This is a genomic window from Methylobacterium sp. E-041, from assembly GCF_022829665.1.
In the GTDB taxonomy this organism is placed as follows: Bacteria; Pseudomonadota; Alphaproteobacteria; order Rhizobiales; family Beijerinckiaceae; genus Methylobacterium.
Map to the genome: position 1 here is coordinate 76,174 of NZ_JAKSYQ010000196.1, position 22,047 is coordinate 98,220.

The 22,047-nt window shown below is 70.3% G+C and carries 17 protein-coding genes and 1 pseudogene; 7 read left to right on the forward strand and 11 right to left on the reverse strand.

Translation table 11 applies throughout. The features are described 5' to 3' along the window. Positions 1-40 precede the first annotated feature (40 nt). From MKK70_RS19025 to MKK70_RS19040, 4 genes are all read left to right on the forward strand, one after another. Positions 41-7,462 carry a type I polyketide synthase gene (locus MKK70_RS19025; RefSeq protein WP_243949345.1) on the forward strand — a complete coding sequence of 2,474 codons (7,422 nt, stop codon included), beginning with the start codon at positions 41-43 and terminating at the stop codon, positions 7,460-7,462. Continuing rightward, positions 7,459-8,826: an aminotransferase class I/II-fold pyridoxal phosphate-dependent enzyme gene (locus MKK70_RS19030; RefSeq protein WP_147842541.1), complete on the forward strand. Its 1,368-nt coding sequence runs from the start codon at positions 7,459-7,461 to the stop codon at positions 8,824-8,826. Before MKK70_RS19025 ends, MKK70_RS19030 begins: the two co-directional genes overlap by 4 nt. A gap of 274 nt (positions 8,827-9,100) precedes the next feature. Continuing rightward, positions 9,101-9,310, forward strand: coding sequence for a hypothetical protein (locus MKK70_RS19035; RefSeq protein ID WP_243949347.1), 210 nt, complete (start codon positions 9,101-9,103; stop codon positions 9,308-9,310). 173 nt (positions 9,311-9,483) lie between these two features. After that, positions 9,484-9,729 carry a hypothetical protein gene (locus MKK70_RS19040; protein ID WP_147725882.1) on the forward strand — a complete coding sequence of 82 codons (246 nt, stop codon included), beginning with the start codon at positions 9,484-9,486 and terminating at the stop codon, positions 9,727-9,729. A 7-nt stretch (positions 9,730-9,736) separates the two neighbouring features. Here the strand turns inward: MKK70_RS19040 and MKK70_RS19045 are convergent, their stop codons facing one another. After that, positions 9,737-10,507 carry an MOSC domain-containing protein gene (locus tag MKK70_RS19045; RefSeq protein WP_243949349.1) on the reverse strand — a complete coding sequence of 257 codons (771 nt, stop codon included), beginning with the start codon at positions 10,505-10,507 and terminating at the stop codon, positions 9,737-9,739. 203 nt (positions 10,508-10,710) lie between these two features. On the opposite strand from MKK70_RS19045, the gene clpB reads away from it, so the two are divergent. After that, on the forward strand, positions 10,711-13,341 hold the full coding sequence (clpB, locus tag MKK70_RS19050; protein ID WP_147725880.1) for an ATP-dependent chaperone ClpB: 2,631 nt from the start codon (positions 10,711-10,713) through the stop codon (positions 13,339-13,341). A gap of 58 nt (positions 13,342-13,399) precedes the next feature. Here the strand turns inward: clpB and MKK70_RS19055 are convergent, their stop codons facing one another. Next, positions 13,400-13,807, reverse strand: coding sequence for a hypothetical protein (locus MKK70_RS19055; protein WP_243949351.1), 408 nt, complete (start codon positions 13,805-13,807; stop codon positions 13,400-13,402). 244 nt (positions 13,808-14,051) lie between these two features. Here MKK70_RS19055 and MKK70_RS19060 point away from each other — a divergent pair, with 244 nt between their 5' ends. Then, on the forward strand, positions 14,052-14,714 hold the full coding sequence (locus tag MKK70_RS19060) for a metallophosphoesterase family protein (RefSeq protein WP_243949352.1): 663 nt from the start codon (positions 14,052-14,054) through the stop codon (positions 14,712-14,714). A gap of 55 nt (positions 14,715-14,769) precedes the next feature. Here the strand turns inward: MKK70_RS19060 and MKK70_RS19065 are convergent, their stop codons facing one another. From MKK70_RS19065 to MKK70_RS19100, 8 genes are all read right to left on the reverse strand, one after another. Beyond that, entirely contained in the window at positions 14,770-15,327 is a 558-nt protein-coding gene (locus MKK70_RS19065; protein WP_243949354.1) for a sugar O-acetyltransferase, read from the reverse strand. Between the two features lie 65 nt (positions 15,328-15,392). Further along, positions 15,393-15,767, reverse strand: a complete 375-nt coding sequence (locus MKK70_RS19070; RefSeq protein ID WP_243949355.1) for a DUF423 domain-containing protein — start codon at positions 15,765-15,767, stop codon at positions 15,393-15,395. Continuing rightward, a complete protein-coding gene (gene yihA / locus MKK70_RS19075; RefSeq protein WP_147750177.1) occupies positions 15,767-16,420 on the reverse strand; it encodes a ribosome biogenesis GTP-binding protein YihA/YsxC in 654 nt (217 codons plus the stop codon). Before yihA ends, MKK70_RS19070 begins: the two co-directional genes overlap by 1 nt. Position 16,421: 1 nt before the next feature. Next, entirely contained in the window at positions 16,422-18,266 is a 1,845-nt protein-coding gene (gene yidC, locus MKK70_RS19080; protein WP_243949356.1) for a membrane protein insertase YidC, read from the reverse strand. Further along, the gene (gene rnpA / locus MKK70_RS19085; protein WP_243949357.1) at positions 18,256-18,849 is read right to left on the reverse strand and encodes a ribonuclease P protein component; all 594 of its coding nucleotides are present in this window, start codon (positions 18,847-18,849) and stop codon (positions 18,256-18,258) included. Before rnpA ends, yidC begins: the two co-directional genes overlap by 11 nt. Positions 18,850-18,922: 73 nt before the next feature. Continuing rightward, a complete protein-coding gene (rpmH, locus tag MKK70_RS19090; RefSeq protein WP_082643292.1) occupies positions 18,923-19,057 on the reverse strand; it encodes a 50S ribosomal protein L34 in 135 nt (44 codons plus the stop codon). A gap of 192 nt (positions 19,058-19,249) precedes the next feature. Further along, on the reverse strand, positions 19,250-19,792 hold the full coding sequence (locus MKK70_RS19095) for an adenine phosphoribosyltransferase (RefSeq protein WP_147725873.1): 543 nt from the start codon (positions 19,790-19,792) through the stop codon (positions 19,250-19,252). A gap of 70 nt (positions 19,793-19,862) precedes the next feature. Continuing rightward, complete coding sequence (locus MKK70_RS19100; RefSeq protein WP_243949358.1) at positions 19,863-20,657, reverse strand: inositol monophosphatase family protein; 795 nt, start codon at positions 20,655-20,657, stop codon at positions 19,863-19,865. Positions 20,658-20,819: 162 nt separating this feature from the next. Between MKK70_RS19100 and MKK70_RS19105 the strand changes: the two genes are divergently transcribed. Beyond that, the gene (locus tag MKK70_RS19105) at positions 20,820-21,494 is read left to right on the forward strand and encodes an alpha/beta fold hydrolase (RefSeq protein ID WP_243949359.1); all 675 of its coding nucleotides are present in this window, start codon (positions 20,820-20,822) and stop codon (positions 21,492-21,494) included. Between the two features lie 241 nt (positions 21,495-21,735). On the opposite strand, the pseudogene MKK70_RS19110 reads toward MKK70_RS19105, so the two are convergent. Beyond that, positions 21,736-22,047: pseudogene (locus MKK70_RS19110) on the reverse strand (hypothetical protein); the annotation flags it as partial.

Below are 22,047 nucleotides of genomic sequence, written 5' to 3' on the forward strand. Positions count from 1 at the left end.
CTGAACCGTTTTTCCGTTAACGAGCGTGTGCGAATCAAACGTGACACAACGTACTGACATCGCGATCGTCGGTCGCGCCTGCCGGCTCCCCGGCGCGCCGAGCGTCGACGGTCTCTGGCAGCTCCTGACGGAGGCGCGCTGCGCCGTCGGCCGCATTCCCGGGGACCGCTGGTCCCTGGACCGCTTCGGGCATCCGCGGGCGCAGGAGCGCGGCAAGAGCTACACCTGGGCCGCCGGCGTCCTCGACGACATCTGGTCGTTCGACCCGGCGGTGTTCGGCATCTCGCCGCGCGAGGCCGAGCAGATGGATCCGCAGCAGCGGCTCCTGCTCGAGCTGACTTGGGAGGCGCTGGAAGATGCGGGCATGCGCCCCTCGAGCGTCGCCGGCAGCCCGATCGGCGTGTACGTCGGCGCCTCGTCGCTCGATTACGGCAACCTGCGCATCCTCGACGTGCCGTCGGGCGACGCCTACGCGGCGACCGGCAACACACTCTCGATCCTGTCGAACCGGATCTCGTACATCTTCGACCTCAAGGGTCCGAGCTTCACCGTCGACACCGCCTGCTCGTCCTCCCTGGTCGCCCTCGACAACGCGGTCGCCGCGATCCGGTCCGGCCGCGTCGACACCGCGGTCGTGGCCGGCGTCAACGTGCTGGCGAGCCCCTTCAACTTCATCTGCTTCTCCAATGCGCAGATGCTGTCGCGCACCGGGCTGTGCCAGGCCTTCTCGGCCTCCGCCGACGGCTACGTCCGCTCGGAGGGCGGCGTGGTGCTCGTGCTGCAATCGGCGGAGGCCGCGCGGCGCGGGGGCTCGACCGTGCGCGGCGTGATCGCCGCGTCCGGCGTCAACTCGGACGGGCGCACCACCGGCATCTCGCTGCCGTCGGGCTACGCGCAGGGCGCGCTGCTGGAGCAGGTCTACCGCGAGGCCGAGATCGACCTCGACGATATGGCCTTCATGGAGGCCCACGGCACCGGCACGCCGGTGGGCGACCCGATCGAGGCCTCCGCCATCGGCGGCAAGATCGGCAAGGGCCGCAAAAGCCCGCTGCCGATCGGCTCGATCAAGACCAACATCGGGCACACCGAGCCGGTCTCCGGCCTCGCCGGCCTGCTCAAGGCGAGCCTCGCCCTCGAGCACGACCTGGTGCCGCCGTCGCTGCACTCGGCCGAGCTCAACCCCGACATCCCCTTCGCCGAGATGAACCTGCACGTGGTGCAGACGGCGCTGGCGATTCCACGCGGCGCGCGTCAGCGCTTCGCCGGCGTGAACTCCTTCGGCTTCGGCGGCACCAACGCCCACGTCGTGCTGACCGATCCGGCCCCGGTGGCCGCGCCGGCCTCCGCGGCCCGCGCGCCCGAGGTGCTGCTGCTCTCGGCCCAGAGCCGCGCCGCCCTCAACGAGCTCGCCCTCGACTATGCCGACCGCTTCGACGCCGCGGGCCCTGCCGAGGCCGATCGGATCGCGGCCGGCGCCGCGCATCGTCGGGAGCGCCTGTCGTCCCGCCTCGCGATCACCCTCGACGGCAAGGCCGACATCGCCGCCGAGCTCCGTGCCGTCGGCGAGGCCGAGGACTCGGCCGTCGCGCTCACCGGCACCGCGATCGACCGGGCGGCCGACGTCGCCTTCGTCTATTCCGGCAACGGCAGCCAGTGGGCCGGCATGGGCCGCGAGGCCTATGCCGAGAACGCGGTGTTCCGCGCGGCCTTCGACCGGATCGACACGCTGTTCGCCGCCTACTCGAAATGGTCGCTCAAGGCGGCTTTGGACGCCGAGGACCTCGACGAGCGCCTGGCACTGACCAGCGTCTCGCAGCCGCTGATCTTCGCGATCCAGAGCGCCTCGACCACCGCCCTCCGCGCGGCCGGCCTCGCGCCGAAATTCGTGCTCGGTCACAGCGTCGGCGAGATCGCCGCGGCGGAGGCTGCCGGGATCCTCAGCCTCGAGCAGGCGGTGAGGGTCATCTTCTACCGCAGCCATCATCAGGAGACGACGCGCGGCCAGGGCACCATGGCGGTGCTGCTGATGCCGGCCGAGGAGGTCGAGGGCTTCCTCGAGGATTACCCGACCCTCGACATCGCCGCCTACAACAGCCCCAAGGCCGTCACCGTGGCCGGGCCCGTCGCCGCGATCGACGCCGCGCTCAAGGCGCTGTCGCGCAAGCGCCGGCGCGGGCGCAAGCTCGACCTCGACTACGCCTTCCACGGCCGGTTCATGGACCCGACCGAGAAGCCGCTGCTGCGCGACCTCGCCGGCCTGAAGCCGTCGCCCGGAACCACCGCGATGGTCTCGACGGTGACCGGCGCGGTGCTCGACGGCGGCCAGTTCGGCGGCACCTACTGGTGGCGCAACATCCGCGAGCCGGTGCGCTTCTGCGAGGCGGTGCAGGAGGCGACCCGCCAGGGCGCCCGCATCTTCGTCGAGGTCGGCCCGCGCGCGACGCTGATGTCGCATATCGGCGACGCGATCGAGCCGCTCGGCATCGACAACGCCACCGTCGGCGTGATGCACAAGAAGGCCAGCGGCGGCGATCCGATCGCCCGCGCGCTGGCGGCCGCCCTGGTCCAGGGCGCGGCCGTGGACGAGCGGACCGTCTTCGGCGACGCGCCGGCCGGCGCCCTGAACCTGCCGGCCTATCCCTGGCAGCGCCGCCCCTTCCGCCTCGGCGACACCACTGAAAGCCTGGGTGCGGCGACCCCGCGCGTGTACCACCCGCTCATCGGCTCGCGCGTCCAGGTCGACGGCCTGGAATGGCACGGCTTCGCCGACATCGCCACGATCCCCGAGCTCGACGACCACCGCATCGAGGGCCAGGCGATCATGCCGGGCGCCGGCTTCGTCGAGATGGCCCTGGCCGCCGTGCGCGAGGCCCTGCGCAGCGACCACGTCGTGCTCGCCGAGTTCGAGATCCACTCCCCGATGGTGTTCGGCGAGGAGGCCCTGCGCGAGGTCGCGGTGCGGATGTCGGGCTCCGGCAACGCGGTTCAGGTCCTGAGCCGCCCGCGGCTCACCCCGTCGCCGTGGCAGCTGCATGCCTCGGCCAAGATCGTCGAAGGCACCTTCGCGCCGCCGGTGCGGCCCGACGTCGAGATGCCGTCCGAGGACGTGCTCACCGGCGACGAGCTCTACCTGCGCGCCGAGGCGGCCGGGCTCGGCTTCGGCCCGAGCTTCCGCCAGGTCGCGGCGAGCGCTCGGATCGACGACGTCACCATCGTCTCCGACCTCGTTCCCGCCGAGGCCGACCCGCGCTACGGCCTCGTGCCGGCCCGGCTCGACGCCTGCTTCCACGGGCTGATCCTGCTGTTCGCCGACCTGCTCGGCGAGAATGCCGGCAAGGCCTACATCCCGGTGCGCTTCGGCGAGGTCCGGCTGCTGCGCCCCGGCGCCGCGATCGCGCGGGCCGTCATCCGGACCCGACGCTGCAACGAGCGCTCGATCCTGGCCGACTTCACCATCCTCGACGCCGAGGGCGAGGTCGTCGCCACCATCCGCGAGGGCCGCTTCCAGGCGCTGCGCGCCAAGGGCGGCGGCGACCTCGCCGCCTACGCGATCACGCAAGCGGCGGAACTCGCGACCGAGCCGACCGCGATCGCGATGGACCGCCGGTCGAGCATCGCCGCGCTGCTGAAGCCGGCCGCCAAGGCTGCCCGCGCCGCATCCGGCGCCCCGCTCTCGCCCGGGCATCTCCTGCTCGAGGGCTGGGCGACCTCGCTCGCCTACCGCCTCGCCTCCGGCCTGAAGCAGGGCGCCACCGTCGCGATCGACGCGCGCGTCCCGGACGAGATGCGCCCGTGGCTCGTCAACGCGCTCTACGCCCTGGAAAGCAGCGGGCTCGCCGAGCAGGATGGCGACCTCTGGCGTCTCGGCGACGGCGACGCGCTGCCGGCGCCGACCGAGATCATGCGCTGGATCGCGGCCGACCATCCCGAGCTGTCGGCCGAGCTGGTCCTGCTGGCCGATGTCGGCGCCCTGGTCGATCGCCTGCTCGCCGGCACTCTCACCGAGGCTCCGAGCCTGCCGCAGAATGCGCTCGACGCGTTCACCCTGCGCAGCGCCACCGCCCGCGCCTCGGCCGACGTCGTCGCCGGGATCGCCGAGGCCTGCGGCGGCTTGCTGCCGAAGGACCGGGCGCTTCGCCTGCTCCAGGTCGGCTTCGGGCCGTTGTCCGCCCAGGTCGCAGCCTTCGCCGAATCCGCCGAGGCGCGCCTCACGGTGTTCGACACCGACCGGCGCCTTGCGGAGCGCGCTCGCCTCGCCCTCCCCCGCGGCGTCGCGGTGATCGAGGCCGCCGAGGACCTTCCGGCCGCCGGCTTCGACCTGATCCTGGCCAGCGGCGCGTTGCATCGCGGCGAACGCGACCTGCCGCAGCGGCTGGCCAACGCGCTCGCCACCGGCGGCCTGCTGCTCGCGGTCGAGCCCGGCGCCTCGCTGTTCCGCGACCTCGTCTTCGGCCTGATCCCCGGCTGGTTCGAGGCCGGGTTCGGCGACATGCCGGTCGGCCGCCTCGACGACATCCCGGGCTGGCAGCGCACCCTCAGCGCCACCGGCCTCGTCAGCGTCGCGGTCGACCGCGCCGCCTCGGTCAACGGCGACGACCTCCTGCTCGTCGCCGAAGCGCCGCCCCGACCCGGCAAGGCCGCCGCGCAGACCTTCGCCTTCGTCATCGGCTCGGACGACGAGTTCGCCGCCGAGACCGCCTCGTCGCTCGCGACCCTGCTCGTCGCCGCCGGCGTGCACGTCTCGATCATCCTCGACTCCGAGGCCTCGCTGCTGGAGCTGGAGCGCGAGACCCCGGACACGGTGGTGTTCCTGGCCGGCGCCTTCACCCGCGGCGGCGATGCCGCGGCGCGGCTGCGCGAACGCTGCCTCAGCCTGAAGCGCTGCACCGAGCATCTCGGCGCGCGTCAGACCAAGCTCTGGGTGGTCTCGCCCGGTGCGACCCGCGACGGCGGCGGGCAGGCCGCGTCCGTCGAGGCCGGGGTTTGGGCGTTCTCGCGCACGCTGGCCAACGAGATCGCGACGCTCGACGTGCGCCGCATCGACCTCGCCCCCGAGATCGGCTCGAAGCGCGCGGCCGAGCGCCTGCGCGACCTGATCCTCTCGGGCACGCAAGAGACCGAGATCGTCCTGGACGACGACCGCACCCGGGTGATCCGCTTCCGTCCCGGTCACACGCTCAGGCGGATCGATCCCGAGGCGGTGCCGGCCGAGGCCGCCCGCCTGGAGCGCAGCAACACCGGCGGCCTCAACGAGATGGTCTGGGGGCCGGCGATCCGCCGCGCGCCGGGTACCGGCGAGGTTGAGATCGCCGTCGAGGCGACCGGCCTGAACTTCCGCGACGTGCTCTGGGCGCTCTCGATGCTGCCCGAGGAGATCCTGGAGGACGGCTTCGCCGGCCCCCGCCTCGGCCTCGAATGCGCCGGCCGCGTCGTCGCGGTCGGTGCCGGCGTCCAGGCCTTCAAGGTCGGCGATCCGGTCGTGGCCTTCGCGCAGTCCGGCTTCTCGACCCACATCGTCGTGCCCGAGCTGGTCGTCGCGCCGTCGCCCGCCGGCCTCGATCCGATGGCGGCGGCGACCGTGCCGGTCGCCTTCCTCACCGCCTATTACGGGCTGGTCTCCTGCGCCCGGCTGCGCCGCGGCGAATGGGTGCTGGTCCACGGCGGTGCCGGCGGCGTCGGCCTCGCCGCCCTGCAGATCGCCAAGCTCAAGGGCGCCCGCGTCATCGCCACCGCCGGCTCGCGCGAGAAGCGCGCGCTGGTCAAGGCGCTCGGCGCCGAGCACGTGCTCGACTCGCGCTCGCTCGCCTTCGTCGACGATATCCGCGCGCTCACCGGCACCGGCGTCGACGTGGTCCTGAACAGCCTGTTCGGCGAGGCGATGGAGCGCTCGCTCAACGCGCTGAAGCCGTTCGGCCGGTTCATCGAGCTGGGCAAGCGCGACTACGTCGCCAACACCCATATCGGCCTGCGTCCGTTCCGGCGGAACCTGAGCTACTTCGGCGTCGACCTCGACCAGGTGCTGCAGCACCAGGGCGACGACGGCGCACGGATGTTCCGCGAGGTGATGGCGCTGTTCAACGACGGCGGCCTCAAGCCCCTGCCCTACCAGCCGTTCACCGCCGACGAGACCTCGGACGCGTTCCGGCTGATGCAGCAATCGGGACACGTCGGAAAGATCGTGATCGCGCCGCCGAAGCCCGGCCGCGTGCTCACCGCCCGCAACACGCCCTTCACGGTCTCGACCGACGGCGTCCACCTGATCACCGGCGGCCTCGGCGGCTTCGGTGGCGTGGCGGCCCGCTGGCTCGCCGACCGCGGCGCGAAGAACCTTCTCCTCGTCGGCCGCAAGGGCGCCGAGTCCGACGAGGCCAAGGCCGTCGTCGCCGACCTGACCGCCCGCGGCGTGACGGTCGCGGCCACGCCGTGCGACATCACCAACCGCGTCGCGGTGGATGCATTGCTCGCCGGGATCGAGGCGTCGGGCCGCAAGCTCGCCGGCGTGATCCATGCGGCCGCCGTGCTGCAGGACGGGCTGATCGCCAACCTGGACGCCGCCGCGCTCGACGCGGTGATCGGCCCCAAGGTGATCGGCGCCCAGAACCTCGACGCCGCGACGCGCGACCGTGAGCTCGACTACTTCGTGGTGTTCTCCTCGGCCACGACCTTCATCGGCAATCCCGGCCAGGGCGCCTACGTCGCGGCCAACGGCTTCATGGAGGGGCTGGCGCGCCAGCGCCGCCGCCGGGGGCTGCCGGCGCTGGCCGTCGCCTGGGGCGCGATCGGCGACGTCGGCATGCTCGCCCGCAACAAGACGGTGATGGAGGGGCTTGCCGGCCGCGTCGGCGTGACGCCGATGGAGGCCCGCCGCTGCCTCGACCTCATGGCCGATGCGCTGGGCGTCCAGGGCTCGGCGCCCGACGACGCGGTGCTCGCCATCGCCTCGATGCATTGGGGCAAGACGCGCGAGCGCCTCGCGACCATGCGCTCGCCGAGCTACGACGACCTCGGCTCCGACCAGCAGATGGAGGCCGGCGCGGTCGCCGCGATCAGCATCGGCACGCTGCTCAAGGGCAACGACATCGACGCGGTGCGCAAGACCGTGTCCGACGCGATCGTCGAGGACATTGCCCGCATCCTGCGCCTGCCGAAGGACGACATCAGCCGCGTGCGCCAGCTCTCCGAGATCGGCCTCGACTCGCTGATGGGCGTCGAGCTCGGCGCCAGCCTGCAGGAGCGCTTCGGCCTCGATTCGCCGCCGGCGGGCCTGTCGTCGGGGATGACCGTCAACGAGCTGTCGGAGTCCTTAATTCAGGCGGTTTCGGCGCCGATGGACGAGGCCGCCGGGGTCGCCCTGAGCCTCGCTTCGAGGCACGTCGGCAGCGAGGTCGATGCGGCGGTGCTCCAGCCGTTCCAGGATCTCGTCGAGAAGAAGAGCCTCGAGAGCAAAGAGATCCTGTCATGACGCAATCGCCACGGCCGGATGGGGGGCGCGCCGCGCTCGCGGGCTTCGTGACGAACCGGCTGGGACGCAACGCGCCCCGGCCGACCGCACTCCGCGCGCCGGAGAAGGTCGGCGATCCCTCGGTGCAGGATTTCGCGAGCCTGCCCGGCTACCGCGAGCTGCGGCTGCAGCGCTCGGCCGCCGAGCTGATCGGCCTCGACAACCCGTTCTTCCACGTCCACGAGACCAAGGCCGGCGCGACCACCCGCATCGCCGGGCGGTCCTTCGTCAACTTCTCGTCCTATGACTACCTCGGCCTCAACGGCCACCCGCGCATCTCGGATGCCGCCCGCGCGGCGATCGCCGAGTTCGGCACCTCGTCGTCGGCGAGCCGCGTCGTGGCCGGCGAGCGGCCGGGCCACCTCAGCCTGGAGAAGGCGCTGGCCGCGCATTACCAGACCGAGGCCTGCGTGGTGATGGTGAGCGGGCACGCCACCAACGTCACGACGATCGGGGCGCTGCTCGAGCCGGGCGACGTGATCTTCCACGACAACCTGATCCACAACAGCATCGTCACCGGCGCGCAGCTGTCCGGCGCCCAGCGCCGCTCCTTCGCCCACAACGACCTCGACGCGCTCGAAACCCTGCTTCAGGCGACCCGGCACGAGCACCGCCGGGCCCTGATCGTGATCGAGGGCCTCTACAGCATGGACGGCGACGCGCCGGACCTCGCCGGCTTCATCGCCCTCAAGGAGCGCTACAACGCCTGGCTGATGGTCGACGACGCCCACGGGCTCGGCGTGCTCGGCCGTACCGGCGCCGGGCTGTTCGAGCATGCCGGCATCGACCCGAAGCGGGTCGACATCTGGATGGGCACCTTCTCGAAGACGCTCTCGGCCTGCGGCGGCTACATCTGCGGCGCCTCGACGCTGATCGAGTACCTGAAGTGCACGGCCGGCGGCTTCGTCTACAGCGTCGGCATGTCCCCGCCGCTCGCGGCCGCCGCCGAGGCCGCGCTCGCGGTGATGCACGACGAGCCGGAGCGGGTCGAGCGCCTGCGCCAGAACGGCGCCCTGTTCCTCGCCTGCGCGAAGAAGCGCGGGCTCGATACCGGGACCAGCATGGGGCTCGCGGTGATCCCGGTGATCGTCGGCGATTCGCTGAAGTCGGTGACGTTGTCCGATCGGCTGTACAAGCGCGGGATCAACGTGCAGCCGATCATCCACCCGGCCGTGCCCGAGCGCGCCTCGCGCCTGCGCTTCTTCATGACCTCGGAGCACACGCCCGAGCAGATCCGCGAGACGGTCGCCGCGGTCGCCGAGGAGCTCGCCGCCATCGAGAAGGGCGGCTCGCTGATCGAGCAGCTCCTGGCCAAGCGCAGCTGACGATCCGATCGATCGAGACCAAACGCCCGGGTTCGAAGCCCGGGCGTTTTCCGTTTCAGTGATCGAGACAAGCAACGCAATCTGAATCGAGCGACTGTAGATCGTCGATCAGCAAGTCCAGGGTTGGGCGATCGGTTTTCGGTGACGAAGAGTGCTTCCGAACCTCGGCGAACGCGATGGCGATCGGCTGTCCCGAGCATTCGAGGATTGTCGGCTTTACGGTCCTTTAACCACGACCTGCAACGTTGACGAGATCTTCCAGGGACCGCCGACGATGCTCCATTCCGACCCGCTCCTGACCCGCCCCACCCTCACCCATACCGGCCTGCTCGCGCGGGCGGTCGATGGCCTGAAGGGCGAGGCCGCCTCTCCGGCCGAGATGTGGCGCCTGCTGACCCACAACTACATCGTCGATCTCGACGCGGTCGCGGCGCTGATGCCGATCCCCGAGCCCGAGCCGGTCTGGCTCGCCGCGCGGGGCTGATGCAGCAAGATCACAGGTGCGGCCGGCCTCGCCGAGCTGGCACGACATCTGCAAACCCCACAGCGTCATCAAGAGAAACGTCACGACGAGGAACGCCCGGACAAGAAACACGCGGTGGCTCGAACGCCTGAGCACCCCGCGGACCTGTCGATCGCTCGAACACGGGGTCCGTCATGTCCGAATTGTTGTCCGTTGCCCTCGTCTGCGCCGGGACGCTGCTGGCCCAGGATTGCTCCCGCGAGACCGCGCTCGACGTGATCGTCTCGCCGGCGCGCACGCCGATGGAGTGCATCATGCACGCCCAGACCATGGCCGCCGCGGCCGGGCTGCCCGGCGGCGACCATCGCTACCTCAAGGTCTCGTGCGAGCATCGGCGTACCGAAGCCGACCCGGTGGTCGTCGTGCGCCGGGCGTCCTGAGCGCGGCTCAGCCGACCGCCGTCAGGGTGTCACCGACCGCGAGGGTCCCGCCGGCGATCACCTCGGCATAGACGCCGCAATCGCGGTGGCCGAGACGCGCGTCGATCGCCCAGGGGATGTCGAGGTCGCGCACGCCGCTGACCGGGTCGACGTTGGTCGCCGCGCAGCGCACGGTGCGCTGGGTCAGCTTGAGGCGCAGCCCGCTCGGCGCCTCGAGCACGCGGCCGACCATCTCCAGCTCGGCCCAGGGGGCGAGCCCTTCCACGAAGAGGTTGCCGCGAAAGCGCAGCGGATCGACGGGCGCGCCGACGTAATCCTCGATCGCGCGCACGCTGGCAAGGTTGATCAGCGAAACGAAGCCGATCCTGGAATCGGTGAAGCGGTATCCGGTCTGCGCCGCCGCCGCCAGCACTCGCGGCGCGCCGCGCAGGGCGTGGGGCAGCAGGCGTCGCAACAGGTCCTCAAGCGTCGCCCGGCCCTCTTCGGTGTCGAGCTTGGCCTTGACGGTCTCGCCTTCGGCCTCGATGGTGAGCGTCGCGGTGGCGTCGTCGTAGCGGGTGCGCAGGCGCGCCAGCGCCTCGTCGCGCATCAGCATCAGGTACTTCGTCTTGGGCTGATGACGCGGTGCGTTCGGGTCGAAGCCCGAATCGCCGTTCTCGACCGCGTAGAGCCGATCGCCCGGGAAGTTGCCCGACGTCTCGAGGTCCGCCCGTTCCAGCGGCTCGGGGCTGAACCCCTTCACGGGGTAGCGGTAGAGGGCGGAGAGCGTCGCGGTCATGCCGGCACCGTGGCCCGGATCTTCACATCGATGCAAGGGGTCTGCCCCCTCTTGTGGTGCGCAATTGCAACACCACATCCTCGATACCGGCGGCCATCGGCGCCGGGGCCTTCCGCGGCGGTTCCTCGTCGGGAGGCGGCGTCTCGGGCCGACATCGCGCCTTCCAGGGCGGCGGAGGCCGAAGCGGTAGGAAACAAGAACGCATGAATTTCGAGAAATACACCGAGCGCGCCCGCGGCTTCGTCCAGGCTGCGCAGAACCTCGCGATGCGCGAGGGCCATCCCCAATTGCAGCCGGGCCACCTGCTCAAGGTGCTGCTCGACGATCCCGAGGGCCTGTGCGCGGGCCTGATCGACCGGGCCGGCGGCCAGTCGCGCGTCGCCCTGGCGCAGATCGAGGCGTGGCTCGCCAAGCAGCCGAAGGTCTCCGGCAACGCGAGCCAGCCGCAGGCGACGCGCGACCTGATGCGCCTGTTCGACACCGCCGAGAAGGCTGCCGAGAAGGCCGGCGATTCCTACGTCACCGTGGAGCGCCTCCTGCTCGCGCTCGCCGTCGAGAAGGACACCGAGGCCGGCAAGGCGCTCGTCTCCGCCGGCGTGACGCCGGCTTCGCTCAACGGCGCGATCAACGCCCTGCGCAAGGGCCGGACGGCCGACAACGCTTCGGCCGAGAACGCCTACGACGCCCTGAAGAAGTACGCCCGCGACCTCACCGAAGCCGCGCGCGAGGGCAAGCTCGACCCGGTGATCGGCCGCGACGAGGAGATCCGCCGCACGATCCAGGTCCTGTCCCGGCGCACCAAGAACAATCCGGTCCTCATCGGCGAGCCCGGCGTCGGCAAGACGGCGATCGTGGAGGGGCTGGCCCTGCGCATCGTCAACGGCGACGTGCCCGAGAGCCTGAAGGAGAAGAGCCTTCTCGCCCTCGACCTCGGCGCGCTCATCGCCGGGGCGAAGTTCCGCGGCGAGTTCGAGGAGCGGCTGAAGGCCGTGCTGTCCGAAGTCACCGCGGCCGCGGGCGGCATCATCCTGTTCATCGACGAGATGCACACCCTGGTCGGCGCCGGAAAGGCCGATGGGGCGATGGACGCCTCGAACCTGCTGAAGCCGGCGCTGGCCCGCGGCGAGCTGCACTGCGTCGGCGCGACCACGCTCGACGAGTACCGCAAGCATGTCGAGAAGGATGCGGCGCTGGCCCGCCGCTTCCAGCCGGTCTTCGTCTCGGAGCCCACCGTGGAGGATACGGTCTCGATCCTGCGCGGGATCAAGGAGAAGTACGAGCAGCACCACGGCGTCCGCATCCAGGATTCCGCCTTGGTCGCGGCCGCGACGCTGTCGAACCGCTACATCACCGACCGCTTCCTGCCCGACAAGGCGATCGACCTCATGGACGAGGCCGGCTCGCGCCTGCGCATGCAGGTCGATTCGAAGCCCGAGGAGCTGGACAACCTCGACCGCGAGATCGTGCGCCTGAAGATCGAGGGCGAGGCGCTGAAGAAGGAGACCGATTCGGCCTCCCGCGACCGTCTGGCCCGGCTCGAGAAGGAGCTTGCCGACCTCGAGGAGCAGTCCGCCACCATTACCTCGCGCTGGAAGGCGGAGAAGGACAAGCTCGGCGCCGCCGCCGAGCTCAAGAAGAAGCTCGACGAGGCGCGCAACGAGCTGGCCTCCGCCCAGCGCCAGGGCCAGTACCAGCGCGCGGGCGAGCTTGCCTACGGCGTGATCCCGGGGCTGGAGAAGCGGCTCGCCGAGATCGAGGCCGCGGCCGAGAGCGCGGTCGCGCGCGACGGCATGGTCGAGGAGGCGGTGACGCCGGCCCACATCGCGGGCGTGGTCTCGCGCTGGACCGGCGTGCCGGTGGACAAGATGCTGGAGGGCGAGCGCGACAAGCTGCTCGCGATGGAGGACGCGATCGGCAGGCGCGTCGTCGGCCAGCGCGAAGCGGTGGAAGCGGTCTCGACCGCGGTGCGCCGCGCGCGCGCCGGCCTGCAGGACCCGAACCGGCCGATCGGCTCGTTCATGTTCCTCGGGCCGACCGGCGTCGGCAAGACCGAGCTGACCAAGGCGCTCGCCAGCTTCCTGTTCGACGACGACACCGCTTTGGTGCGCATCGACATGTCGGAATACATGGAGAAGCACTCCGTGGCCCGGCTGATCGGCGCGCCCCCCGGCTATGTCGGCTACGAGGAGGGCGGCGCGCTGACCGAGGCGGTGCGGCGCCGGCCGTATCAGGTCGTGCTGTTCGACGAAATCGAGAAGGCGCATCCGGACGTCTTCAACGTCCTGCTGCAGGTTCTCGACGACGGGCGCCTGACCGACGGGCAGGGGCGGACGGTCGACTTCCGCAACACGCTGCTGATCATGACCTCGAACCTCGGGGCCGAGTATCTGGTGGCGCAGAGCGAGGGCGAGGACACCGACGCGGTGCGGGACGACGTGATGGGCGTGGTGCGAAGCCACTTCCGGCCGGAGTTCCTGAACCGGATCGACGAGATCATCCTGTTCCACCGGCTCAAGCGGGCGGAGATGGGCGCCATCGTCGACATCCAGCTCGTCCGCCTCCAGAAGCTGCTGGAGGAGCGCAAGATCGTCCTCGACGTCGATGCTGAGGCGCGCGCCTGGCTCGCCGACCGCGGCTACGACCCGGCCTACGGGGCGCGGCCGTTGAAGCGGGTGATCCAGAAGACGGTGCAGGACCCGCTGGCGGAGCTGCTGCTGTCGGGCAAGATCCACGACGGCGAGAGCGTGCCGGTGGCGGTGGGGCCGGACGGCCTCGTCATCGCCGGCACCGCGACAGCGCCGCGGCGGCGGCCGGCCAACGTGACGCTGAACTGACCTCGCGCGGCGCACCGGTTTCGAACCGGTGCGCCGCAGTTCTCGTGAAACGCTGCGCTCAGCGCACGACGACGTGGTATCGCTGCCGCAACGGATTGCCGAGCGGCCCGATGTACTCGACCGTGAAGCTGTCCTCACCGACCGTTCCCGGGGCGGTGCTGTAGATCAGCTGCGTCGCCGGCACCTTCCGCGTGTTGCACAGCGATCGCGGATTGTAGAAGCCGAAGCTCGGATATTCCCGTCCCTGACGGACCGTGACGCTGCCGAGCCGCGGCGGATCGATGAGGCCGAGCGACCCGGCGCCCATCGAGTGGCAGGCCGGATCGAGGTAAATGCGCCAACCGATCTTCTGGCTCTGGCCGGACGCGACGACGCGCTCCTGGTCAGCCAGAAATTGTGCGTAGGCGATATGTGAAGACACGCCAAGGTAAAAAGTCGCCAGAAGAAATGCAATTACGCGTTTCATCTTGAGTCTCCGAATCGAAACCGCAATCACATCGCACGACATCATGGTTATCGCACGACATCATGGTTATTGAGAAGCCCATGACATCGGGAGCTTCGTGACATCCGCGACCCCAGCGTTGAGAGAAATGCGACGCCGGCAGGCGGAGTGGTGCGGGGCGGCAAACCATGCATTCTGGCCGTCGGCGACGCGCGCGCCGTCCGCGGCGCTTCTGGCCTTCCACCGACGGAACGATCCGGCTGACATGCTGACCTACGCCATCGGCGACATCCACGGCTGCGCCGACCTGCTCGACGCCCTGCTCGCCCGCATCGAGGCCCATGCGGCGGGCGAGCCCTATCGCCTCGTCTTCCTGGGCGACTACATCGACCGTGGCCCGGACAGCGCGCGGGTGCTGCGGACGGTCAGCCGCCTGCACTGGAGCGATCCCGGGCGCGTCGCCTGCCTGATGGGCAACCACGAGGCGATGCTGCTCTCCGCACTGACGACCCCGGGAGCCGACGCGCTGTGGCTGCGCAACGGCGGCGCGGAGACGCTGGCCTCGTTCGGCGTGGACGAGGCGGCCGCGATCCCCGGCGACGTGCTCGACTGGATCGAAGGGCTGCAGACGGTGCATGCGGATGCCCGCCGCTGGTTCGTCCATGCCGGCTTCAGGCCGGGGTCCGACCCGGAGACCGCCGAGGTGCAGGACCGCCTCTGGATCCGCGAGCCGTTCCTCGCCGAGGATCACGATTTCGGCCGCCACGTCGTCCACGGCCACACGCCGCAGACCGGCGGCAACCCGGAGGTTCGCCCGTTCCGGACCAACCTCGACACGGGCGCCGTCTATGGCGGAGCGTTGACCGCGGGCGTGTTCTCGGATGCGCAGGGGCCGGCGCTGACGTTTTTGCAGGTCCGGGCGGACTGACCGGCTCCGACCTGCGCCATGCGAAGCGATCGGCCGAGTCGTCCCAAACCCTCGATCATCGGGGAGCCACGACCCGCGCCGGGTTGCCGACCACCGTCGCGCCGGCCGGCACGTCCCGCGTCACGACGGCGCCGGCACCGACGATCGCGTCGTCGCCCACCGTCACGCCCGGCAGGATCAGGGCGGCCCCGCCGATCCAGACGTTGGCGCCGATCGCGATCGGGCGACCGAACTCGAGGCCGGACCGGCGCGCCTCGGGATCGCGCGGGTGGTCCGCGGTGAGGATCTGGACGCCCGGCCCGATCTGCGTGCACGCACCGATCGTCACCGCGACCACGTCGAGGATCACGCAGCCGAAGTTGAGGAACGCCTCCGGGCCGAGCGTGATGTTGTAGCCGTAGTCGCAATGGAATGGCGGCCGGATCACCGCCTTCGGGCCGACGCCGCCGAGATGGGCGGCCAGCAGCGCGTGCCGCTCGGCCGACGGCAGCGCCAGCGTGGTGTTGTAGTGCGCGAGCCACGCCATGTTGGCGGCGGCATCCCGACGAAGCTCGGGATCGCCCGCGCGGTAGAGCTCGCCCGCGAGCATCTTCTGTTTCTCGGATCCCGACATCGGGCCTCGTCGTCACCGTTGGCGTAGAGAGCGGTCGTCGAAGCCGCGCCTGTCCCGGCAGGGGCTCAACGCCTGGCCGGGATGAACGCCGCGATCGCCCCCAGGGTCCAGCCCGCCATCAACAGGATGCCGCCCGACGGCGCGGCCATCGGGAACAGCGGCTGCCCGGCAAGCGCGCGGAGCGCGAGGTCACCGGAGAACAGCGCGAGGCCCAGCACAAGCGCCCAGGCTGCGATCCGGGTGGCGATCGCATGGGTCAGGCCGGCGGTGGCGAGTCCGGCGAGGGCCAGGATCGCGGGGGCATGGAACAGCAGGAACTGCGCCGCGGTCTTGAGGCTGTCCGCCCCCGGGATGTGGGCGGCTGCGGCGCTGGCTGCGACGCCGAGCCCGCCGGCGAGGCAGGCCAGGGCGACGAGGGCCCGATCCTTGACGGCAAGCATCAGGCGCCGCGCTCGGCCATCAGCCGGGCCACGGCGGCGCGCAGCTCGGGCACGCCGCGGTCGTCGCGGCTCGAGGTCAGCAGGATCTGCGGATAGGCCGCCGGACGCCGGGCGAGCGCGGCCTGGATGCCGGCGATGCGCGCGTCGATCTCGGACTTCTTCAGGGCGTCGCCCTTGGTCAGCACGATCTGGTAGCTCACGGCGGCCTTGTCGAGCCCGTCGAGCACGTCGGTGTCGATGCCCTTCAGCCCATGGCGGGAATCGATCAGCATGAAGACCCGCGCGAGGTTGGCGCGGCCCTTGAGGTAGGCGTGGATCAGGTCGGTCCAGGCCTCGACCTTCTCCTTGCCGACCGCGGCGTAGCCGTAGCCCGGCATGTCGACCAGCGTCAGGCGCTCGCCGATCCGGAAGAAGTTGAGCTGCTGGGTCCGCCCCGGCGTGTGCGAGGTGCGGGCCAGCGTGTTGCGCCCGGTCAGCGCGTTGACGAGGCTCGACTTGCCGACGTTCGAGCGGCCGGCGAAGGCGATCTCGACGCCGTCCATCGCCGGCAGCGTCCCGAGCGAGGGCGCCGCCGCGACGAAGTCGGCCGCACCCGCGAACAGCAGGCGGCCGCTCTCGGCGAGCGCCGCATCTTCCTGCTCCTGCTGTGTCACGTCAGCTCTTCGCAGGCGCGGTCTTGCCGCCGCGCTTGAACGTGTTCCGCAGGTTGTCCCACAACTCCACCTTCACGCCGTTGCGGCGCATGATGACGTATTGCTGCGTTACCGAGAGAGTGTTGTTCCAGGCCCAGTAGATCACCAGGCCGGCCGGGAACGAGCCGAGCATGAAGGTGAACACGATCGGCATGAAGGTGAAGATCTGCGCCTGCACCGGGTCCGGCGGGGCGGGGTTCATCTTCATCTGCACGAACATCGTCACGCCCATGATGATCGGCCAGATGCCGAGATGGACGAAGTCCGGCGCGGCGAAGGGCAGCAGGCCGAACAGGTTGACGATGCTGGTCGGATCGGGCGCGGCGAGGTCCTGGATCCAGCCGAAGAACGGCGCGTGACGCATCTCGATGGTGATGAACAGGACCTTGTACAGCGCGAAGAAGACCGGGATCTGCACCAGCACCGGCCAGCAGCCGGCGACGGGGTTGATCTTCTCCTTCTTGTACAGCTCCATCATCGCCTGTTGCTGCTTCATCTTATCGTCTTTGTACCGCTCCCGGATGGAGGTCATCTCGGGCTGCACGGCCTTCATCTTGGCCATGGAGACGTAGGAGCGGTTGGCGATCGGCAGGAACAGCAGCTTGAGGCAGAAGGTCACGATCAGGATCGCGACGCCGAAATTGCCGAAGAGGTGAAAGAAGAAGTCCAGTGCCCGGAACATCGGCTTGGTGATGAAGTGGAACCAGCCCCAGTCGATCATCAGGTCGAACTGCTTGATGCCGAGGTTCTTCTCGTAGCCGTTGATCGTGTTGACCTCCTTGGCGCCGGCGAACAGGCGCTGGGTGGTCGAGGCGGTGGCGCCCGGCTCGATGCTGCGGCCGTCGCCGCGCACGCTCGCCTGGTAGATCTTGGTCGCGCCGTCGGTGCGCTCGGTGAACGCGCCGGTATAGGACATCGTCTGGTCGGGGATCGCTGCTGCGGCCCAGTACTTGTCGGTGATGCCGACGAAGCCGCCGGTGACGTTCGCCCAGGCCTTGCCCTTGGTGGCGGCCCCGCCGTAGGCCGGCTCCTTGGCGAGGTGGTCGTAGGTGTATTCCTGCAGGCCGTCGCCGCCGAGCACGCCGATCATGCCCTCGTGCAGCACGTAGTAGCCCTGGGTGTGCGGCTTACCCCAGCGCGAGACGAGGCTGTAGGGATAGAGCGTGACGGCGTTCGCGCCCTTGTTCTCGACCTCGTCGCGGACCGTGAACATGTACTTGTCGTCGACGGCGAGGATGCGCTTGAACACCAGCCCCGCGCCGTTGTCCCACGACAGCGTCACCGGCATGTTCACGCCCAGCGTCTGGCCGTCGGCGGTCCAGACGGTATCGTTGGTCGGAAGCGGGCCCGCGGCGGCGCCGACCCAGCCGAACTCGGCGTAGTACGGCGCTTCCGTCCCGGCCGGCGACAGCAGCACGATCTCCGGGCTCTTGTCGTCCACGGTCTCGTGGTAGTTCTTCAGCGCGATGTCGTCGATGCGGCCGCCCTTGAGCGCGATCGACCCGGCCAGCGCCGGGGTCTCGACCTTGATGCGCGGCGAGCGGGCGAGCGCCTCGGTGCGGCCGATCGGGCCGGTGGCGGCGTTGGGCAGCGTGCCGGCGACGGGGGCGGCCGGGCCGCCCTCCTTCGGGCTCGGCGAGGGCACGCCGTCCGGCGTCACGCCGGGGCTCTGCTGGGCCGCCTGGTTCTGGATGTTGGCCTGGCGCTGCTGCTCGACCCGCGGCGCGGCGACGAAGTAGTTCCACCCGAGCAGCACGACCAGCGACAGGGCGATGGCCACGAACATATTCGTCTTGTCATTGCCCATCGGGGCCACCGTCGCACGCGTTCGAGGTTGCTGAGGGCGCACGGGCTGGTGCCGCTGCGCGATCGGATCTTTGGGGCGTCGCTTCCCGGGATGGCGCCTGCCCCTTGCCGCGGCCCTTCGCGGATCCCGGCTTGCCGGAGCGCGACGGACGGGCGCGCTCGCTCGGCCCGCGGGGCTTGGCCACCGCGGGGATCGCCCGGCGCAGGTCGTCTTTGAGGATGTCGAACGCGGCGTCGATCGCCGGGCGACGGGCGATCAGCACGACGTCGGCCGCGACCGCGGCGAACTCGGGCCCGAGTTCGGCGACCGCGGCGCGAAGGCGCCGGCGGATGCGGTTGCGCTCGGTGGCATGGCCGACCCGCTTGGTGATCGTGAAGCCGAGATGGAGCCCGGCGATCGATTCGCCGTCCCGGGTCTCGCCCGCCTCGCGCACGCGACCCTGCGCCGTCAGGCGCTCGGTGTGGAAGCGGCGCCCGTCGGCCGCCGCCAGGAAGTCCGGCCGCCGCCTCAGCCGCGCGATCGCCGCACGATCCGTCGTCGGCAGATCCGTCGTCGGCAAATCGATCGCAGGCAAGTCGGTCATAGGCATGGGAAGCTCGGCCTCGCTCACGCCTCGGGCACCCTCCGCGCCGCGATGGGCGGCGCGACGGTCACGCTCAGGCCGAGAGCTTCTTGCGGCCGTGCGCGCGACGACGGGCGATGACCTTGCGGCCGCCGGCGGTCGCCATGCGGGCGCGGAAACCGTGACGGCGCTTCCGGACGAGGCGGCTCGGCTGGTAGGTTCTTTTCATGGCTCTTCAAGCCTCCAAAGGTCGAGGCGCGCTCGCGGGCGGCTGACGCCGCACCCGACCTTCACGCGTCTTTGAATTGTGAATGCACGTGCGGACGGCGCCCGAACAGAGCGCCATCGCGACTGCGCGGCTTATGGCGGATGGGATTTACCGAGTCAACGTTTTGGCGGGCCTCCGATGCCGCCGCGCGCGTCAGTGGCCCTCGAATTCCATCAGGGTCCGCACCGGCACGTCGAGGTCGCGCAGCTTCTGCGCACCGCCGATCTCGGGCAGGTCGATCACGAAGCAGGCGGCCACCACCTCGGCCCCGATCTGGCGGAGCAGGTTCACCGCCGCGGTCGCGGTCCCGCCGGTGGCGATCAGGTCGTCCACGAGCAGCACCCGGTCGCCCGGCTTGATCGCGTCGACGTGGATCTCCAGCTCGTCGGTGCCGTATTCGAGGGTGTAGGCGATCGACACCGTCTTGTGGGGCAGCTTGCCCTTCTTGCGGACCGGCACGAAGCCCGCCGAGAGCTGGTGCGCGACCGCCCCGCCGAGGATGAAGCCGCGCGCCTCGATGCCGGCGACCTGATCGATCCGCCCGCCCGCGAACGGATGCACCAGAGCGTCCACCGCCCGGCGGAAGGCGCGCGGGTCGCTGAGCAGCGTGGTGATGTCCCGGAACACGATGCCGGGCTTCGGATAGTCGGGGATCGAGCGGATCGATTCCTTCAGGGCGATGTGGCGGCGTTCCATGCCGGGCGGGCCTTCCTCGTGGTGATCGGCGGCTTAGAGCAGATGGCGCGCACCCTGGCCAGTTCGGCGCTCAGCCGTTGACCTTGCGCAGGATCGCGACGAGCTCCCGGTGCAGGCCCTCGTTGCCGCAGGCCACCGACTTCACGGCGAGGGGCTCCGAGGCGCCGTCGGCCGAGGTGACGAAGCCGCCGGCCTCGCGCACCAGGATGATGCCGGCGGCGATGTCCCAGGTCTGCAGGTCGCGCTCCCAGTACAGGTCGAGGCGGCCGCAGGCGACGTAGGCGAGGTCGAGGGCCGCCGAGCCCATCCGGCGGGTGCCGCCGGAGACCGCCATCACCGCGGCGACCTCGCGCAGCAGGCGGGGATGGTTGCCGCGGCCGAGATAGGGCGTGCCGTAGGCGCTCAGCGCGTCGGCCATGTCGACCCGGCCCGAGACGCGCAGGCGCCGGTTGTTGAGGTAGGCGCCCTTGCCGCGCTCGGCCACGAACAGCTCGTCCTTGACCGGATCGTAGATCACGCCGGCGACCACCTGGCCCTCGCGCTCGAGCCCGACCGAGATCGCGAAGTGCGGGATGCCGTGCAGGAAGTTCGAGGTGCCGTCGAGCGGATCGACGTGCCAGACGTGGCTCTTGTCGGTGCCCTCGACGATGCCGGATTCCTCGAGAACCATGCCGTAGCCCGGCCGCGCCTTCGTCAGCGCGTCGCGCAGCACCTCCTCGGCCTTGCGGTCGGCCGCCGAGACGAAGTCGCCGGGGCCTTTTCGCGAGACCTGGAGGTTCTCGATCTCGCCGTAGTCGCGCCGCAGCCCCCGCGAGGCCTTGCGCACGGCATCGACCATCACGGTCATCAGGGGGGAGGAGATCATCGGGGAGCCTCGAGCGTTCGCGCGTCGTTTGACGCCGCGTTAAACGCTCTCGGGCGCAGAATCGAGGGCCGGGCGGGGTATGCCTGTCATCCGCGCACGGGCCGGTCCGGCGCCGCATTCAATTCGGGTTGGCAATCGAGGAGCGGTGATCGAGGCGATGCGATGTCGTCACTGACCCCCATCGTGCTGCTTCACGGGCTTGGGCGGACGCCGAGGAGCATGGCCCGGCTGGCGCGGCGCCTCGAAGCGCTGGGCCATCAAACGCTCATCCCGGGCTATCCTTCGCAGAGCCGCGGGGTTCATGCGTGTGCGACGGGCCTCGAGCCTGTGGTCGAGGCTTTCCGGCAGCGTACCGGTCGAGCCATCGCGTTCGTCACCCACTCGATGGGCGGACTCGTGGCGCGCTGCCTCGCGACGGATCCGAATGACTCTCGGGCTATCGTGATGTTGGCGCCGCCGAACAGAGGCAGCGAAGTGGCCGATCACCTGTTCCGGTATCGTCTCGCGCGGGCGATGCTTGGTCCGGCACTCGCCGACCTGAGATCAGGCGTGCCCGACAAGCTGCCGATCCCACCCTGTTCGATCGGGATCATCGCCGGCACGCGGGCTTGGTTGCCGTTCACGGGACGTGTCATTGCTGGCCCGCACGACGGCTTGGTCGGTCTCGCCCGCACGCGCATCGCCGGACCGCACGACTGGATTGTCGTGGATGCCGCGCATACGCTGCTGATGAACCATCCGGACGTGTTTGAGGCGACGGGCGCCTTCCTGAGGGACGGCCGCTTCCCGGACCATCTGCATGATCTGCCGGACGACGTCATTGGCCCGGCACGGTAGGCGCCATCGCCGCTTCGCCGTCCAGCTTGTCCCGGTACGCGACGGTTCCCGTCCAAGCGAAGATCCGAGGCGATCGCGTTGGCCGAGGCCTTCTCGCCCTTCCGGTGCTCGCAGTGGAGAAGCGTCACGGTGCCGTGTTCGGCGTCGGCCCCGACCGACGGTCTGGCTGCCGGGCGGCATCAGCACCGACCATTATCGTCATGACGAGGGCGCAATCGCCGTGCGCCGCTCGAATCGAGCCTTATGCTCGCAACGCCATCGCTGGCGCCGCCGGAGGGGATGGATCCCAACCAGGCGATGATGCCGGAGCATAGTGACTGAAGCTCATGGCCACCGTAGCGCGACCGCCAGCCAGCGAGTGCAGCCGTCGATCATATCCGATCATGCCAGAGAGCGGCACCATGGCGTTGACGACGTTCGCGTTGCCGCGCATGTCCTGGCCCTGGATCTGGCCGCGGCGGGAGTTGAGATCGCCGATCACCGAGCCGGTATACTCCTCCGGCGAGACGACCTCGACCTTCATCACCGGCTCGAGCAGCACGGAGCCGCCCTT

Bases quoted from the DNA above. Each gene is read 5' to 3' on its own strand.
- rnpA (WP_243949357.1), bottom strand. From the start codon at position 18,849: ATGACCGACTTGCCTGCGATCGATTTGCCGACGACGGATCTGCCGACG.
- MKK70_RS19060 (WP_243949352.1), top strand. From the start codon at position 14,052: ATGCTGACCTACGCCATCGGCGACATCCACGGCTGCGCCGACCTGCTC.
- MKK70_RS19095 (WP_147725873.1), bottom strand. From the start codon at position 19,792: ATGGAACGCCGCCACATCGCCCTGAAGGAATCGATCCGCTCGATCCCC.
- yidC (WP_243949356.1), bottom strand. From the start codon at position 18,266: ATGGGCAATGACAAGACGAATATGTTCGTGGCCATCGCCCTGTCGCTG.
- rpmH (WP_082643292.1), bottom strand. From the start codon at position 19,057: ATGAAAAGAACCTACCAGCCGAGCCGCCTCGTCCGGAAGCGCCGTCAC.
- MKK70_RS19100 (WP_243949358.1), bottom strand. From the start codon at position 20,657: ATGATCTCCTCCCCCCTGATGACCGTGATGGTCGATGCCGTGCGCAAG.
- MKK70_RS19045 (WP_243949349.1), bottom strand. From the start codon at position 10,507: ATGACCGCGACGCTCTCCGCCCTCTACCGCTACCCCGTGAAGGGGTTC.
- MKK70_RS19055 (WP_243949351.1), bottom strand. From the start codon at position 13,807: ATGAAACGCGTAATTGCATTTCTTCTGGCGACTTTTTACCTTGGCGTG.
- MKK70_RS19065 (WP_243949354.1), bottom strand. From the start codon at position 15,327: ATGTCGGGATCCGAGAAACAGAAGATGCTCGCGGGCGAGCTCTACCGC.
- MKK70_RS19030 (WP_147842541.1), top strand. From the start codon at position 7,459: ATGACGCAATCGCCACGGCCGGATGGGGGGCGCGCCGCGCTCGCGGGC.
- MKK70_RS19105 (WP_243949359.1), top strand. From the start codon at position 20,820: ATGTCGTCACTGACCCCCATCGTGCTGCTTCACGGGCTTGGGCGGACG.
- MKK70_RS19035 (WP_243949347.1), top strand. From the start codon at position 9,101: ATGCTCCATTCCGACCCGCTCCTGACCCGCCCCACCCTCACCCATACC.
- MKK70_RS19070 (WP_243949355.1), bottom strand. From the start codon at position 15,767: ATGCTTGCCGTCAAGGATCGGGCCCTCGTCGCCCTGGCCTGCCTCGCC.
- clpB (WP_147725880.1), top strand. From the start codon at position 10,711: ATGAATTTCGAGAAATACACCGAGCGCGCCCGCGGCTTCGTCCAGGCT.
- MKK70_RS19040 (WP_147725882.1), top strand. From the start codon at position 9,484: ATGTCCGAATTGTTGTCCGTTGCCCTCGTCTGCGCCGGGACGCTGCTG.